At 72.2% G+C, this 15,052-nt stretch carries 17 protein-coding genes; 13 read left to right on the top strand and 4 right to left on the bottom strand.

What is annotated here, in order from left to right; genetic code table 11:
* Positions 1 to 72 precede the first annotated feature (72 nt).
* From ACPPVT_RS05420 to ACPPVT_RS05430, 3 genes are read left to right on the top strand one after another with little or no spacing between them, the layout of a single operon-like run.
* Positions 73 to 2,088, top strand: a complete 2,016-nt coding sequence (locus ACPPVT_RS05420) for an AAA family ATPase (protein ID WP_426566006.1) — start codon at positions 73 to 75, stop codon at positions 2,086 to 2,088.
* Between the two features lie 4 nt (positions 2,089 to 2,092).
* Positions 2,093 to 2,524, top strand: a complete 432-nt coding sequence (locus ACPPVT_RS05425; protein ID WP_426566007.1) for a hypothetical protein — start codon at positions 2,093 to 2,095, stop codon at positions 2,522 to 2,524.
* A 9-nt stretch (positions 2,525 to 2,533) separates the two neighbouring features.
* Positions 2,534 to 3,064, top strand: a complete 531-nt coding sequence (locus tag ACPPVT_RS05430; RefSeq protein WP_426566008.1) for a flavin reductase family protein — start codon at positions 2,534 to 2,536, stop codon at positions 3,062 to 3,064.
* 19 nt (positions 3,065 to 3,083) lie between these two features.
* Here the strand turns inward: ACPPVT_RS05430 and ACPPVT_RS05435 are convergent, their stop codons facing one another.
* Positions 3,084 to 4,127 (bottom strand): GNAT family N-acetyltransferase, encoded by a 1,044-nt coding sequence (locus ACPPVT_RS05435; protein ID WP_426566009.1) that lies wholly within the window; start codon positions 4,125 to 4,127, stop codon positions 3,084 to 3,086.
* Between the two features lie 114 nt (positions 4,128 to 4,241).
* Between ACPPVT_RS05435 and fdxA the strand changes: the two genes are divergently transcribed.
* From fdxA to ACPPVT_RS05450, 3 genes are all read left to right on the top strand, one after another.
* Positions 4,242 to 4,568: a ferredoxin gene (fdxA, locus tag ACPPVT_RS05440; protein WP_426566010.1), complete on the top strand. Its 327-nt coding sequence runs from the start codon at positions 4,242 to 4,244 to the stop codon at positions 4,566 to 4,568.
* Positions 4,569 to 4,570: 2 nt separating this feature from the next.
* Entirely contained in the window at positions 4,571 to 5,689 is a 1,119-nt protein-coding gene (gene dapC / locus ACPPVT_RS05445) for a succinyldiaminopimelate transaminase (protein WP_426566011.1), read from the top strand.
* A 153-nt stretch (positions 5,690 to 5,842) separates the two neighbouring features.
* On the top strand, positions 5,843 to 7,183 hold the full coding sequence (locus ACPPVT_RS05450) for a citrate synthase (RefSeq protein WP_426566012.1): 1,341 nt from the start codon (positions 5,843 to 5,845) through the stop codon (positions 7,181 to 7,183).
* Positions 7,184 to 7,187: 4 nt separating this feature from the next.
* Here the strand turns inward: ACPPVT_RS05450 and ACPPVT_RS05455 are convergent, their stop codons facing one another.
* Complete coding sequence (locus ACPPVT_RS05455) at positions 7,188 to 8,036, bottom strand: hypothetical protein (RefSeq protein ID WP_426566013.1); 849 nt, start codon at positions 8,034 to 8,036, stop codon at positions 7,188 to 7,190.
* A 34-nt stretch (positions 8,037 to 8,070) separates the two neighbouring features.
* Positions 8,071 to 9,024: a 2,3,4,5-tetrahydropyridine-2,6-dicarboxylate N-succinyltransferase gene (gene dapD / locus ACPPVT_RS05460; RefSeq protein ID WP_426566014.1), complete on the bottom strand. Its 954-nt coding sequence runs from the start codon at positions 9,022 to 9,024 to the stop codon at positions 8,071 to 8,073.
* A gap of 158 nt (positions 9,025 to 9,182) precedes the next feature.
* Between dapD and dapE the strand changes: the two genes are divergently transcribed.
* The 7 genes from dapE (at position 9,183) to ACPPVT_RS05495 (ending at position 14,045) form a co-directional block, all read left to right on the top strand.
* Positions 9,183 to 10,250, top strand: coding sequence for a succinyl-diaminopimelate desuccinylase (dapE, locus tag ACPPVT_RS05465; RefSeq protein WP_426566015.1), 1,068 nt, complete (start codon positions 9,183 to 9,185; stop codon positions 10,248 to 10,250).
* A 10-nt stretch (positions 10,251 to 10,260) separates the two neighbouring features.
* The gene (locus tag ACPPVT_RS05470; RefSeq protein WP_426566016.1) at positions 10,261 to 11,043 is read left to right on the top strand and encodes a TIGR00730 family Rossman fold protein; all 783 of its coding nucleotides are present in this window, start codon (positions 10,261 to 10,263) and stop codon (positions 11,041 to 11,043) included.
* 61 nt (positions 11,044 to 11,104) lie between these two features.
* Complete coding sequence (locus tag ACPPVT_RS05475; protein ID WP_426566017.1) at positions 11,105 to 11,338, top strand: hypothetical protein; 234 nt, start codon at positions 11,105 to 11,107, stop codon at positions 11,336 to 11,338.
* Between the two features lie 160 nt (positions 11,339 to 11,498).
* Complete coding sequence (locus ACPPVT_RS05480) at positions 11,499 to 11,774, top strand: DivIVA domain-containing protein (RefSeq protein ID WP_426566018.1); 276 nt, start codon at positions 11,499 to 11,501, stop codon at positions 11,772 to 11,774.
* A 2-nt stretch (positions 11,775 to 11,776) separates the two neighbouring features.
* Entirely contained in the window at positions 11,777 to 12,265 is a 489-nt protein-coding gene (locus ACPPVT_RS05485) for an SRPBCC family protein (protein WP_426566019.1), read from the top strand.
* On the top strand, positions 12,262 to 12,852 hold the full coding sequence (locus ACPPVT_RS05490) for a DNA-3-methyladenine glycosylase I (protein ID WP_426566020.1): 591 nt from the start codon (positions 12,262 to 12,264) through the stop codon (positions 12,850 to 12,852). Before ACPPVT_RS05485 ends, ACPPVT_RS05490 begins: the two co-directional genes overlap by 4 nt.
* Positions 12,849 to 14,045, top strand: a complete 1,197-nt coding sequence (locus tag ACPPVT_RS05495) for a hypothetical protein (protein ID WP_426566021.1) — start codon at positions 12,849 to 12,851, stop codon at positions 14,043 to 14,045. The genes ACPPVT_RS05490 and ACPPVT_RS05495 overlap by 4 nt, the downstream gene beginning before the upstream one ends.
* Before the next feature lie 42 nt (positions 14,046 to 14,087).
* Here the strand turns inward: ACPPVT_RS05495 and ACPPVT_RS05500 are convergent, their stop codons facing one another.
* The gene (locus ACPPVT_RS05500) at positions 14,088 to 14,948 is read right to left on the bottom strand and encodes an enoyl-CoA hydratase/isomerase family protein (RefSeq protein ID WP_426566022.1); all 861 of its coding nucleotides are present in this window, start codon (positions 14,946 to 14,948) and stop codon (positions 14,088 to 14,090) included.
* Between the last annotated feature and the right edge of the window lie 104 nt (positions 14,949 to 15,052).

Raw genomic sequence — 15,052 nt, forward strand, 5'->3', positions numbered from 1 at the left:
ATCCCCACGTCGGTGCGCCAGGCTGGCCCCATCACCGTGCTGGCCGGCAGCGCGCGGAGGAAGGGGCCACCCGTGTCCGGGACGACCAACCTGCTGCTCGAGGTGTCCGGCGATAAGCCGCTGCAGGGCGCGGACGTCGGCGCCACCCGGGAGCGCACCCGGCTTCGCCGGCTGCGCCGGCTGGCGGTGCCCCTTGCCGTGGTGCTGGCCTGGCTGTGGTGGCGGCTGCTGCGTGGGGACCCGGCGGGGCTGCCGAGCCTGCCCGCCATCGACCCGATGTACCTGATGACCGGCATCTTCTTCCTGGTACTGATCCTGGCCACCGTGTTCAGCCTGGTCGCGACCGGGCGCTCGCCGCACGTGGTGATCCGACCCGAGCAGATCGACGTCGGCCTGGACGACGTGGTCGGCATCGACGTGGTCAAGGCCGAGGTCATCCGCACGCTCAACCTCTTCCTGGCGCACCGGACGTTCAGCGCCGAGATGGGCGGTCGCCCGCGCCGCGGCGTGCTGTTCGAAGGCCCTCCCGGCACCGGCAAGACGCACACCGCCAAGGCGCTGGCCAAGGAGGCGGGAGTGCCGTTCCTGATGGCCTCCGCGACGTCCTTCCAGTCCAGCATGCAGGGCGCCTCGCAACGTCAGATCCGCAGCTTCTTCAAGGCGCTGCGCAAGGCCGCTCGCCAGTACGGCGGCGCGATCGGATTCATCGACGAGTTCGACGCCATCGCCATGACCCGGCCCAGCGCCGCGGCCACCCTGGCGCCCCCGCTGCCCAGCCACCTGCTCGGCTGCGGCGGCCTGACCGGCCTGCCGATGTCCGGGCAGGCACCGGTCACGGCGGTGGCGGGCGGCAGCATCCAGTCCGCGTTCGTCGGCTCGGGCGATGCCCAGATGACGGTCAACGAGCTGCTCGTGCAGATGCAGTCCTTCGACCAGCCCACCGGCGGCCAGAAGCTGCGCGGCAAGCTCACCGACCTGGTCAACCTGGTGCTGCGGGCCAACCGCCAGCTCAAGGGCCCAGGGGTGCCGTGGGCCAACATCATGCTGCTGGCCTCGACGAACACGGCCGATCGGCTCGACCCTGCGCTGATGCGTCCGGGCCGGTTCGACCAACGCCTGAGCTTCGACCTGCCGTCCAAGGCCGGACGGCGCCAGATCGTCGACCACTTCCTGTCCCGCAAGGCGCACGAGCCCGCGCTGGATGCGGACGAGCGCCGTGACGCGCTCGCCGCGATCACCCAGGGCTACAGCCCGGCGATGCTCGAGGGCCTGCTGGACGAAGCGCTGGTGCGCGCCATCGAGGGCGGCCGCAGGACCATGAGCTGGGCCGACCTGGAGCACGCCCGGATGATCACCGAGATCGGCCTCGGGCAGCCGGTGGGCTACACCTCGCACGAGGAGCGGCTGATCGCCACGCACGAGGCCGGCCACGCGACGGTGGCCTGGCTGGTCGCGCCGGAGCGCCGCCTCGAGGTGCTCACCATCATCAAGCGTCGCGACTCGCTCGGCCTGCTCTCGCACGGTGACGCCGAGGACGTGTTCACCCGATCGCGCAGCGAGCTGCGCGCGCTGATCAAGGTGGCCTTCGGCGGCCAGGTCGCCGAGGAGCTGTTCTTCGGTGACGTGTCCACCGGCCCGGCCGGCGACCTGCAGTACGCCACGTCGGTCGCCGTGCAGATGGTCGGCGCGGCCGGCATGCTCGACACGCTGGTCTCCTATGCCGCGATCCAGGGCTCGTCGCTGAGCAGCTCCAACCTGGTCGGCCGGGTGCTCGGTGACTCCGTCGGACGCGAGCTGGTCGAGAACCTGCTGCAGGAGCAGAAACGGGCCGTCCGTGACCTGCTCAGCAACAACCGGCACCTGGTGGCCGCGCTGCGAGACGCGCTGCTGGAGCGGCACGAGCTGATCGGCCCGCAGATCACCGAGGTGCTGCAGGCTGCGGCTGACCGGCACGGTGACCTCGGTCGACCCGGCGTCGCGCTGATGGACGGGGCAGCCGACGACGGCTTGGGCCCGGCCGAGGAGGTCGACGTGATCGACCTGACCGACAAGGCTGCCGCCACCGAGCGGGAGCGGCGCGGATACTGAGCCTGTGCTGGCCGACCGCGCGACGTCCGAGACAGCCCGCGCGGTGCGGTGGCCGGCTCTCGCCGCGATCGTCGCGGCGCTCGCTGCGCTGCTCGCCGCCCTGGTGGTCGCCACTGCCGCCCTGCTCGGCACGGTGACCCATCAGCTGACGTACCGGGTCGCCGGCGTGCGCGCCCCGGTCGGGCTGGCGATGGCGGTGGCGCTGACCGCGCTGGTCGCCGTCCTGCTGCGTGAGCTGCGGGCGTCGCTGCTGACCCGGGCGGCGGCCGCGGCTGGCTGGCTGGTGGCCATCGCGGCGGTGCTGCGAACCAGCCCGGGCGGCGACGTCCTGGTGCCGGCCAACCTGCGCGGCTACGGCTGGCTGCTCGGCGGTTTCCTGGTGCTGCTGGTCGTCCTGGTGCTCCCTGGCCGGGACCGGCGCGCGACGCGCGGTTAGGGTCAGGGAGTGAGCCTCGTGGGAACGCCGCCCGAACCCCAGCCCCTGGGCAGCGACGCGGACGTCGCCCGGTTCCGTCGGGCGATGGCCCGGTACGCCTCCGGGGTCACCGTGGTGACCACGGCGGTGGCCGGCGTGGACCACGCGATGACGGCCAACGCGTTCACCTCGGTGTCCCTCGAGCCGCTGCTGGTGCTGGTCTGCGTCGAGCGGGAGGCCCGGTTCCACGACGCGGTGGTGGAGGCGGGCGTCTGGGGGGTCTGCGTGCTCGACGAGTCGGCCCGACCGTCCTCGCAGTGGCTGGCCACCCGCGGCCGCCCGCTGCACGGCCAGCTCGACCGGGTGCCGCACCGCAAGGGCCCGATGACCGGGGTGGCGCTGCTCGAGCAGTCCTTGGCCACCCTGGAGTGCCGGACGACGGACGTGCACGTCGCAGGGGACCACTCGATCGTGGTCGGTGAGGTGCTGGCCATCGAGCTGCCGGACAGCCCGTCCGGCCCGCTGCTCTACCACCGCGGCGCTTACACCCACCTGCGCTGAGCCGCGCAGCGCGGCCGGCTCAGGGCGCCACCCGGTAGTGGTAGCCGTGGTGGTCGGCGAAGCCCAGCCCGGCGTACAGTCCGCGAGCGCCGCTGTTGTGCTCGGCGACCTGCAGGTACATCGACCGGTCGCCGCGCTCGACCGCCCAGGCGGCCAGCTCGCCGAGCATCACGGTGGCCAGCCCGCGGCGTCGGTGCGCGGGCACGACCTCCATGGCGGTCACGCCGGTCCAGCCTCGTGAGGACGCGCCGCGACCGACCGCGACGACGTGCTCGCCGGAGCGGACGGCGACGAACACCTGGGCGGGGGCGGACATCAGCAGGCGGGCCGCGACCGCCGGCAGCTCCTGCCCCCGGTAGTGGTACACCGAGAGCCACCCGTCGTCCGGCTCGTCGGCGCTGGTCAGCTCGAGCCCGGACGGCAGCACGGTGCTGGCCCCTGACTCGAAGCCGCCGCCGCCGGGGTGCTTCAGGCTTGCCAGCACCTGCCGGGCCGCGCCGCTCATCACCAGGGTCGGAGTGTCCACGACGTAGCCGCGCTCGGCCAGCAGCACGTCCAGCGTGCTGTCCCGGTCGTTCAGCGGCCAGGCCAGCGAGAACCTGGCCGCCAGCCCGCGCTCGGCGTACCAGCCTTCGGCGACCTGCAGGGCCCGCCCCAGCGGCATGCCGGGGTCGCCGACCGCCAGGACGGAGTTCGCCCGCCCGGTGAACCCCTCGGCGGCGCGCAGCCGCCAGCCCTGGCCGGGTGCGCCGAGCCACTCCATCTCCAGCGGGCGCCAGCCGTCCGCGACGACGTCCTGCAGGCCCTGCCAGCCGATCGCGGCGTGCGGGGCGCCCCGCCGGACCGGTGCCGGCGGCACGGGTTTGCCGGCCACCACGTCGCTCAGCGGGACGACCACCTCGCCGTGCCGGCTGCGCACCCGCGCTGTACCGTCACCGGCCTGGTCCCAGGAGAGCAGCTCGCCGAGCACGTCCGCCACCCGTCCGTTCCCGATGCGGCGGCGCACCACCACCCGCTGTCCGACGTGCTCAGGGCCCAATCGGGGGTCGATTCGTCCGGACAAGGGACCCCTCCCTGTTCGCGACGGCTACGTTGTCCGCGATACTAGGGGCGGACCTGGTGACAGCCGGGCCGCGTACCACGGCGCCGTGCGCCGTCTGTTCGAGGAGGATCGCACGTGACGTACGTCATCGCCCAGCCCTGCGTCGACCTCAAGGACAAGGCATGCATCGAGGAGTGTCCGGTCGACTGCATCTACGAGGGTGAGCGATCGCTCTACATCCACCCTGACGAGTGCGTGGACTGCGGTGCCTGCGAGCCGGTCTGCCCGGTTGAGGCCATCTACTACGAGGACGACGTCCCCGAGCAGTGGGCCGACTACTACAAGGCCAACGTGGAGTTCTTCGACGACCTCGGTTCGCCCGGTGGTGCGGCCAAGCTCGGGGTCATCGAGAAGGACCACCCGATCATCCTGGCCCTCCCCCCGCAGGAGCACGACGAGTAAGGGTGCAGCTCCCCGACTTCCCCTGGGACTCGCTGGCGCCGGCCGCCGCGAGGGCACGCGCGCACCCTGACGGCATCGTCGACCTGTCCGTCGGCACGCCGGTCGACCCGACCCCACAGGTCGTCCAGGACGCGCTGCGCGCTGCCTCGGACGCGCACGGCTACCCGCAGACCTGGGGGACGAGCGACCTCCGCGAGGCGGTGTCGGGCTGGTTCGCCCGCCGCCGCGGCGTGCCGGACGTCGACCCGGACGGCGTGCTGCCCACCATCGGCTCCAAGGAGCTGGTCGCCTGGCTGCCGACCTTGCTCGGGCTCGGTGCCGGTGACCTGGTGGTGCACCCGGAGGTGGCCTACCCGACGTACGACGTCGGCGCCCGGATCGCCGGTGCGACCCCGGTGCCCGCGGACGGGACGGCGCAGCTCGGCCCGGCGTCGTCGTCCGGCCGGGTCCGGCTGGTGTGGGTCAACTCGCCGTCCAACCCGACCGGTCGGGTGCTCGGACGGGCGCACCTGGCGAAGGTGGTGGCCTGGGCGCGTGAGCGCGGCGCGGTGGTGGCCAGCGACGAGTGCTACGCGGAGCTGGGCTGGGACGGCGAGTGGGCTGACGGCGGGGTGCCGAGCCTGCTGGACCCGCAGGTCTGCGGCGGCTCCCACGAGGGCCTGCTGGTGGTGTACTCGCTGTCCAAGCAGTCCAGTGCGGCTGGGTACCGGGCGGCGTTCGCGGCCGGCGACCCGAGGCTGGTCTCCCGGCTGCTGGCCGTGCGCAAGCACGCCGGGATGATCGTGCCGTGGCCGGTGCAGCGGGCGATGCTGGCCGCGTTGGGCGACGACGCCCACGTGGCTGAGCAGAAGGAGCTCTACCGCGGCCGCCGTGGGGTGCTGTGCGCCGCCTTGCTCCGGGCGGGCTTGCGGATCGACGACTCCCAAGCCGGGCTCTACCTGTGGGCGACCCGGGACGAGCCGGCCGCGGCGACGGTGGACGACCTGGCCGACCTCGGCATCCTGGTGGCGCCGGGCACCTTCTACGGCGCCGCCGGTGCCCGCCACGTGCGGGTCGCGCTGACGGCGTCCGACGAGCGCGTGCAAGCGGCCGCGCAGCGGCTGGCCACGCTCACCGGCTGAACCCCGCGGATCCGGTCCGGCGCCCCTGATTGGTGGAGGTCGGGTACCCCCGGGTAGCGTCAAGGTTCTGTGCGGCCGCCCGAAGCGTCGGCCGCCCGCTGAGCCCGACGTGATCCGTGGGCTGGTCGACGAAGACGAAGGAGCGGACGAACCATGGCTGACGACGCCATTCTCAAGCACGCCGGCGGCGAGCTCACCCTGTCCGGGGAGACCGCGACCGAGGGCGAGAACGCCTACGACATCTCGCCCCTGCTCAAGAACACCGGCCACGTCACGCTCGACCCCGGCTTCGTCAACACCGCGTCGTGCCGTTCGGCGATCACCTACATCGACGGTGACCAGGGCATCCTGCGCTACCGCGGGTACCCGATCGAGCAGCTCGCCGAGAAGTCCTCGTTCCTGGAGACGTCGTACCTGCTGATCTACGGCCAGCTGCCCACCCAGGCCGAGCTGGACGACTTCGACCAGCGGATCCGCCGGCACACCCTGCTGCACGAGGAGCTGAAGCGGTTCTTCGACGGGTTCCCGCGTGACGCGCACCCGATGCCGGTGCTGTCGTCGGCGGTCTCCGCGCTGTCCACCTTCTACCAGGACAGCCTCAACCCGTTCGACCCCGAGCAGGTCGAGATCTCCACCGTGCGCCTGCTGGCCAAGCTGCCCACGATCGCGGCCTACGCCTACAAGAAGAGCGTCGGCCAGCCGATGCTGTACCCGGACAACTCGCTCTCGCTGACCGACAACTTCCTGCGGATGACGTTCGGCTTCCCGGCCGAGCCGTACGAGGTGGACCAGACGCTGACCAAGGCGCTGGACCAGCTCTTCATCCTGCACGCGGACCACGAGCAGAACTGCTCGACGTCGACGGTGCGGCTGGTCGGGTCCAGCCAGGCCAACCTGTTCGCCTCGATCTCGGCCGGCATCAACGCGTTGTTCGGCCCCCTGCACGGCGGCGCGAACCAGGCGGTTCTGGAGATGCTGCAGGGCATCCGCGACTCCGACGACGACGTCGACGGGTTCATGGCGAAGGTCAAGAACAAGGAGCAGGGCGTCCGGCTGATGGGCTTCGGCCACCGGGTCTACAAGAACTACGACCCGCGCGCGGCCATCATCAAGAAGACCGCGGACCGCGTGCTGGACCAGCTGGCCGGCGGCGACGAGCTGCTCGAGATCGCCCTGCGGCTGGAGGAGATCGCCCTCGCCGACGACTACTTCGTCGAGCGCAAGCTGTACCCGAACGTGGACTTCTACACCGGCCTGATCTACAAGGCGATGGGCTTCCCGACCCGGATGTTCACCGTGCTGTTCGCGCTCGGCCGGCTGCCCGGCTGGATCGCCCAGTGGCGCGAGATGATCGAGGACCCGGAGACCAAGATCGGGCGCCCGCGTCAGCTGTACGTCGGCGCCACCGAGCGCGACTACGCGCCGGTCGACGGCCGCACCAGCTCCCGTCAGCCGCTGCCGAACTGGGACACGGGCGTGATCGGCCGGGTCTGACCCGCTAGCCGGACGGCTTGCCGGGGGCGAAGGTGACCACGACGCCAGCACCCCCCTCGGACGACGCGACCCAGCCCTGGTCGGGTTTGGCGCGGTCCCAGACCTTGCCGTCGACGTAGACCCGCTCGACACCGAGCTGGTCCGCCCTGGCCACGGACCACTGGGCCAGGGACCAGGCCTGGGTGGTGTCCTTCGTGTCGAGCCGGACGCCGGGCACCGTGCCGGTCAGCCTGGTCGACCCGACGGCCACCTGCTCGCGCTTCAGGGCCGCCAGGTACGGCGTGACCGCAGCCGCCCCGCCAGCGGTCGACTTCGGGTCCAGGCGGCAGGTCAGCGCCGCCTTGGAGTTCCCGGACAGGGCGGAGGCGAGTACCCGACCCTCGGGCTCGTGGTCGGCGTACGCCTCGGGGAAGGCCGAGCGCTGCACCTTCTGCGCGACCTTGGTGATCTCCATCGAGCGGTAGCCGTCGATCTTGATCAGCACGTCGTAGAAAGCGTTCGTCGCGTAGACCGGGTCGGTCACCTGGGAACGCGTGCCCCAGCCCTGGGACGGCCGCTGCTGGAACAGGCCGAGCGAGTCCCGGTCCCCGTAGTCCACGTTGATGAACTTGCTCTCCTGCCTGGCCGTGGCCAACGCGATGGTCGCGGCCCGGGCCGGCAGGGCGCGCTGCATCGCGATGCCCGCGATGGTTGCGGCGTTGCCCATCTGCTCGGGCGTGTACTCGAACGTGACTCCGTTCGCGGTGGCCTGGCAGGACGGCGAGCCGAACGGCTTGTCCATGCCGTGCAGCGCGAACACCACCACGGCGGCCGCCGCGACGGTTGCGGTGGCCAGCAAGGCGTTACGGGTCACCCGGCCTCGGTGGGACAGACGCACCTGGTCGGCCTCAGTTGGCGTGCAGGACGGCGTTGAGCTCGACGGTCGTGCCTGGCCGGGCCACCACCTCGACCCGTCCGCTGGTGGAGTTGCGGCGCAGCAGCATGTTCGAGGCGCCGGACAGCTCGCGCGCCTTGACCACCCGGCCGGCTTGGTCGCCGTCCACGAGGGTCACCTTGGTGCCGGCGGTCACGTACAGCCCGGCCTCGACGACGCAGTCGTCGCCCAGGCTGATCCCGACCCCGGAGTTGGCGCCGAGCAGGCAGCGCCGGCCGATGGACACGACGTCCTTGCCGCCGCCGGACAGGGTGCCCAGGATCGACGCGCCGCCGCCGACGTCCGAACCGTCACCGACCACCACGCCGGCCACGATCCGGCCCTCGACCATCGACGTGCCCAGGGTGCCCGCGTTGAAGTTCACGAACCCCTCGTGCATCACGGTCGTGCCGCTGGCCAGGTGCGCACCGAGCCGGACCCGGTCGGCGTCCGCGATGCGCACCCCGCTGGGCACGACGTAGTCGACCATCCGCGGGAACTTGTCGATGCCGTACACGGTGACCCGACCGTGCTGGGCCATCAGCCGCGCCCGGGTGGACTCGAAGCCCTCGACCGCGCAGGGTCCGGCGCTGGTCCAGACCACGTTGTTCAGCACCCCGAACAGGCCGTCCAGGTTCTGACCGTGCGGTTGCACCAGGCGGTGCGAGAGCAGGTGCAGACGTAGGTAGGCGTCCGCCGGGTCGGCCGGGGCGGCGTCCAGGTCGATCTCGGTGCGCACCACGTCCAGCCGCACGCGGCGGGCCGGGTCCATGTCCTCCAGCGCGCCCAGCTCGGCCGGCACGTCGTACGGCCCGGCGTGCGCCGGGGCCGGGCCGAGTGCAGGGCTCGGGTACCAGACGTCGAGCACGAGACCGTCGTCCGTGGTCGTGGCGAGGCCGTGGCCCCAGGCGGCGCGGGTGTCGGTCATATGCACCAGGATACGTGGCCGCTGATCACCACCGGCTGGGTGTCGTGATGCTCCGGTGAGGGTCCGCGTCGGTTTCGTGCAGGTGCGACGGCGCCCTGCGCCGCTGCGCCGTCGTGCCGCTGCGCCGTCATGCTGAGCGCCGACTAGGGTCGGGGACCATGACGGACCTGCTCGACCTGACCGGCGACCCGGCCGACCTGACCCGCGTGCTGTGCGACCTGGAGTCGGTCAGCGGCAACGAGGGCCCGCTGGCGGACCTCGTCGAGCGGACGCTGCGCACGCTGCCGCACCTGAGCGTGACCCGGTACGGCGACGCCGTGCTGGCCCGAACCGAGCTCGGCCGGGCCGAGCGGGTCGTGCTCGCCGGGCACATCGACACGGTGCCGTTGGCCGCCGCCGCGAACCTGCCGACCTGGCTGGAGGGCGACCGGCTGTACGGGCGCGGCACCTGCGACATGAAGGGCGGGGTCGCCGTCCAGCTGGCCCTCGCGGCTGCGCTGCCCGAGCCGAGCCGTGACCTGACCTTCGTGTTCTACGACGGCGAGGAGGTCGAGTCCGAGCGCAACGGCCTGGGACGGATCTCCCGCGAGGCCCCCGATCAGCTGGCCGGCGACTTCGCGGTGCTGCTCGAACCGACGTCCGGCAACGTCGAGGGCGGCTGTAACGGCACCATCCGGGTGGACGTGACGATGCACGGCAGGGCCGCGCATTCGGCGCGGGCCTGGATGGGGCACAACGCGATCCACGACGCTGCGGTGGTGCTCGGCCGGCTGACCGCCTACGACCCGCAGGACGTCGAGGTGGAGGGGCTGGTGTTCCGGGAGAGCCTGAACGCCGTGCGGATCGACGGCGGGGTGGCCGGCAACGTGATCCCGGATCGCTGTGTGGTGAGCGTGAACTACCGGTTCGCGCCCAGCAAGAGTGTGCAGGACGCCGAGCATCACCTGCGTGAGCTGTTCACCGGCCTCGACGTGGTGGTCAGCGACGCCGCCGGGGGCGCTCGCCCGGGTCTGGACCGGCCGATGGCCAAGGCCTTCCTCGACGTGATCGGCAAGGCGCCCGGGCCGAAGTACGGCTGGACCGACGTCGCGCGGTTCAGCGAGCTGGGCATGCCCGCCGTCAACTTCGGGCCGGGGGACCCGCTCAAGGCCCACGCGGACGACGAGTTCGTGCCGGTCGAGCAGATTCGGCACTGTCTTCGGGTCCTCAAGGCTTGGCTGGCATAGCGTTCGCTCCATGACAACGAGCCGGCCGAGCCCCGCCCCGAACGACGAACCGGAGCACCGGACCGGTCCGGTACGACTGCGCGGCGACCTGGTGCCGGACAGCACCACCGACCAGCGCCTGCTGGACAGCCGCGGCTCGAGCGACTGGGTGCACACCGACCCGTGGCGGGTGCTGCGGATCCAGAGCGAGTTCGTCGAGGGCTTCGGCGCGTTGGCCGAGCTCGGACGAGCGGTCACCGTGTTCGGCTCGGCCCGGCTGCGGCCCGACTCAGCGACCTACCAGCTCGGCGTCGAGGTCGGGCGCCAGCTGGCGCGGGCCGGGTACGCGCTGATCACCGGCGGCGGCCCCGGGGTGATGGAGGCCGTCAACAAGGGTGCCCGCGAGGGCGGCGGGGTCAGCGTCGGGCTCGGGATCGAGCTGCCGCACGAGCAGGGCCTCAACGACTACGTGGAGCTGGGCATCAACTTCCGCTACTTCTTCGCCCGCAAGACCATGTTCGTGAAGTACGCGGAGGGGTTCGTGGTGCTGCCCGGTGGCTTCGGGACGCTGGACGAGCTCTTCGAGGCGCTGACGCTGGTGCAGACGCGCAAGGTCACCCGCTTCCCGATCGTGCTGATGGGCACCGAGTACTGGAGCGGGCTGCTGGCCTGGCTGCGTCAGGTGGCGCTGGACCACGGCACCATCAACGAGACCGACCTCGCGCTGCTGACCGTCACCGACGACGTCGAGGAAGCCGTGCGGGCCATCGTCGAGGCCGACTCCCGGCCAGGGCACGCCGTCCGGCTGGGCTGAGACCTTCCTGGGCATCCACTCGTTTCCTGGACACCCGTCCATCGCCGGGCGACCATGGACCATGAACGTGTCGCCGCTGCCGTCGAGGGGGACCGTGCTGGTCGGCCGGGACGTCGCCGGGCGCACGCTGCGGGTCAGCCCGCACCCGGAAGTCGGCCGCGTCGTGCTGTCGATCTGGCAGGACAGCATCTGTGTGGCCACGTTCCGACTGGCCGAGGCCGATGTGCCGGACCTGCTCAAGGTGCTCGCGCAGGGCCTTCTGCCGGCCCAGCATCCGGCCCAGCTGCCGGCCTAGCATCCGGCCCAGCTGCCGGCCTAGCATCCGGCCCAGCATCCGGCCCAGCATCCGGCCCAGCATCCGGCCAGCATCCGGCCCAGCATCCGGGCATGGTCGCCGAAGCCGGCTGACCCTCGAAGCCGCCCGGCTGTCGGGCCTGCATGGCACGATGCTCCTCGTGACCCTGGTGCAGATCTTCGTAGTGCTCGCCGTGATCGCCGTGGTGGGCGCCGTCGCTGCGGGCGCCGTTCGCGGCGGCCTGCCCGAGCCGGAGTCCACCGTCCCGGACGCCGGGCTGTCCGAGGGCACGCTGCAGGCGGACGACGTCAGCCAGGTGCGTTTCGCGTTGGCCTTCCGCGGCTATCGGATGGACCAGGTCGACGAGGTGCTGGACCGGCTCTGCGCCGAGCTGAGCGAGCGCGACGCAGAGATCGCCCGGCTCAAGGAGCAGTGAGCGTGGCGTTGTTCTGCGTGCGGCGCGACATCGCCGCCCCGGCGTCCGACGTCTGGGCCACCCTGACGGACTGGCCCGCGCACGGCCGGTGGGTGGCGGGCACCCGCGTGCGGACGACGTCAGCGCAGCCGGACGGCGTCGGGGCCACCTTCGTGGCGCGCACCGGTGTTGGCCGGCTCGGCTTCGACGACCCGATGACCGTGACGGTCTGGCAGCCGCCCGATGGTGACCGGCCGGGACGGTGCACGGTGCGCAAGACCGGCCGAGTGGTGCTGGGGGAGGCGACCTTCGAGGTGAGCGCGTCGGCGCCGGGCCGCAGCCGGCTGGACTGGTCGGAGGACGTCGAGCTGGCCGGCGTCCGGCGGCTTCCCGGCTCGGCCTACCTGAGCCGGCTGGTCGGCGGCTGGGTGTTCGGCTCGGTCGTGCGCCGGATGGCGCGCGAGGTCGAGTCGTCGGCGAGCGCGGCGCCCCCGTCGCAGCGGCCGGCATGACGGCGCCGGTCGTCGGCCCGGACGGGTTGGCTCGCTGCGCCTGGGCCAGCAGCACTGCTGACTACCTGTCCTACCACGACCAGGAGTGGGGCCGCCCGGTGCACGGCGAGCTCGCCCTGTACGAGCGGATCACCCTGGAGGCGTTCCAGTCCGGGCTGTCCTGGATCACCATCCTGCGCAAGCGCGAAGGCTTCCGCGCCGCGTTCGCCGGCTTCGACCCGCAGGTCGTCGCCGGCTTCGGCGAGGACGACGTGACCCGGCTGATGGCGGACGCCTCGATCGTGCGCAACCAGGCGAAGATCCGCGCCGCCGTGGTCAACGCCGCGGCGGTGCTGGCGTTGCGTGACGACGGTGGCCTGGACGACTTCGTCTGGTCCTTCGCCCCCACGCCTCGGCCGGCCAGGCTGGGCGCCGAAGACACCTTCCCGGCTACGACCGCGGAGTCCAAGGCGTTGGCAAAGGCGTTGAAGGCCAAGGGTTTCGCGTTCGTCGGGCCGACCACGGCATACGCTGCGATGCAGGCCTGCGGGCTGGTCGACGACCACGTCGCGGGCTGCCACGTGCCGCCGAGCGCGGCGCGGGCGTGAGCGCCGCGCCGACGGCTGCGCCGTCCACGGTTGCGACCCGGCTGCGTGCGGTGCCGGACGCCGCGAAGCTGCTCGCGTTCTTCGCGCTGACCCGGGTCTGGGCGGCCGTGTTCATCGGGCGCGCGGCCGACCGGCAGCTGCCGAGCATCTGGACCGGCAGCCGGTCCGGCTACTTCGACATGGCCCAGCTGTGGGACGGGCAGTGGTACAAGATCATCGCCGAGCAGGGCTATCCGGCCGGTCTGCCGGTGGACGCGGCCGGCAACGTCCAGCAGAACCCCTGGGCGTTCTTCCCCGGCTTCCCGTTCACGGTCAAGCCGGTGATGGCGCTGACCGGGCTGCCCTTCTCGCAGGCTGCGGTCCTGGTGAACGTGCTCCTCGCCGCCTGCGCGCTCTACGTGGTGATGAAGGTGCTGCAGCAGGTCGCCGGGCGGCGGTTCGGGCTGTGGGGCGCGATGCTGCTGTGCGCGGTGCCCAGCGCACCGGCCCTGCAGATCGCCTACAGCGAGAGCCTGGCCCTGCTGCTGCTGGCGCTCGCCTGCTGGTGGCTGCTGAACCGCGACTACCTGCTGTGTGCGGTGGCGGTGGTGGCGCTCGCCCTCACCCGGCCGATCGTCGCGCCGTTCGCGCTGGTGGTGCTGACCCACCTGGTGGTTCGTTGGCGGCGCCGCGGCACCGATCCGTTCCGGACGTCCGAACGGGTCCAGGTGGTGGGGCTGGGGCTGCTCGCCGCGGGGGCCAGCCTGATCTGGCCCGTCATGGTTGGCCTGGCGGTGGGCTCCTCGGACGCCTACGAGCGCACCCAGGGCGCCTGGCGCAGCGGTGGGGTGATCCAGCCCTTCCACCAGTCGATGGGCATCGTGCACCTGCTGTGGGGCGACCGCGGACCCTGGTACCTGCTGACCGGGGCGGTCGTCTACGTCGGGCTGCTGCTGTCGCCGTGGGGACGCCGGGTCGGCGCCGAGCTGGTGACCTGGTGCCTGGCCTACCCCTTCTACCTGCTCGCCGTCACCGAGCCCTGGACGAGTACGTTCCGCTACCTGCTCATGCTGTTCCCGCTCGGTGCGGTGCTCGCCGGACTGCTGCGCTCGCGCTGGCTGATCGCCGCCTTCGCACTGCTCGGGCTGGTCTGGCAGGTGCACTGGATCGACGACCTGCTGCTGTTCGTGCCGCCGACGGACTACCCACCGTGATCAGCGGCCGATGAGGGTGGATCAGCGGCCGATGAGGGTGGATCAGCGGCCGATGAAGGTGGGGCGCTGCTTGGCCACGAAGGCCTCCACCGCGCCCGCGTGGTCCTGGCTGCGTCCGGTCAGGTCCATCAGGTCCGCCTCGTTGGCCAGCGACTGCTCCAGGTCGTGCGACTGCGAGAACGCGATGGCCCGGCGGATCGAGGCATAGGCCAGGGTTGGCCCGGCGGCAAGCGTGCGGGCCAGCTCGGTGGTGGCCGCCTCGAGCTCCTCGTCGGGCACCACCCGGGTGGCCAGGCCCAGCTCGAGCGCCTCCTGCGCGCCGACGGTCCGCGGGAAGAGCAGCAGGTCCTTCGCCTTGGCCACGCCGACCAGCCGCGGCAGCCACCACGAGGCGCCGGAGTCGCAGGACAGCGCGATCGCGCTGAACGCCAGGTTGAAGCCTGCGCTGGCACCGACCAGCCGGACGTCCGCGGCGAACGCGAAGGAGGCACCGGCACCCGCCGCCACGCCGTTCACCGAGGCGATCACCGGCTTCGCCATCGTGGCGATCAGGGTGGCGATCGGGTTGTAGTGCTCGCGCACCGTGCCGCCCAGCGCGAACCCGGCTGACCCGGCTGACCCGGCTGACCCGGCTGCCCCGCCGCTGCCGCTGCCGGCGGCGTTCGCGGCCCGCAGGTCGGCGACGTGCTCGCGCAGGTCCTGCCCGGCGCTGAACGCCCGACCGCTGCCGGTCAGCACGACGCAGCGCACCTCATCGTCCTCGCCGGCCGTGCGCAGCGCCTCGAGCAGCGCGACCTTGGTGGCCCGGTCCAGCGAGTTCATCGCCTCGGGCCGGCGCAGCCGGACCACCGCGACGGCGTCCTGGACCTCGTACTCCACTGGTGCGTCAACGGTCTGGCTCACGGTGCCTCCGAGCTGGGTCCGACGTGTCGCAAGCCAGTCTGCCCTCTGCGCTGACGTCGGCGCGCACCGCCTCGAATGGCCGAACCGCAGGGGTTGATTTCCCG

It is taken from the genome of Angustibacter sp. McL0619 (assembly GCF_049994355.1).
Classification (GTDB): domain Bacteria; phylum Actinomycetota; class Actinomycetes; order Actinomycetales; family Angustibacteraceae; genus Angustibacter.

What these genes read in the sequence shown, in the direction of transcription:
- dapD (WP_426566014.1), bottom strand. Translation starts at nt 9,024, where the DNA reads ATGACCGACACCCGCGCCGCCTGGGGCCACGGCCTCGCCACGACCACG.
- ACPPVT_RS05470 (WP_426566016.1), top strand. Translation starts at nt 10,261, where the DNA reads ATGACAACGAGCCGGCCGAGCCCCGCCCCGAACGACGAACCGGAGCAC.
- ACPPVT_RS05490 (WP_426566020.1), top strand. Translation starts at nt 12,262, where the DNA reads ATGACGGCGCCGGTCGTCGGCCCGGACGGGTTGGCTCGCTGCGCCTGG.
- ACPPVT_RS05475 (WP_426566017.1), top strand. Translation starts at nt 11,105, where the DNA reads ATGAACGTGTCGCCGCTGCCGTCGAGGGGGACCGTGCTGGTCGGCCGG.
- ACPPVT_RS05450 (WP_426566012.1), top strand. Translation starts at nt 5,843, where the DNA reads ATGGCTGACGACGCCATTCTCAAGCACGCCGGCGGCGAGCTCACCCTG.
- dapE (WP_426566015.1), top strand. Translation starts at nt 9,183, where the DNA reads ATGACGGACCTGCTCGACCTGACCGGCGACCCGGCCGACCTGACCCGC.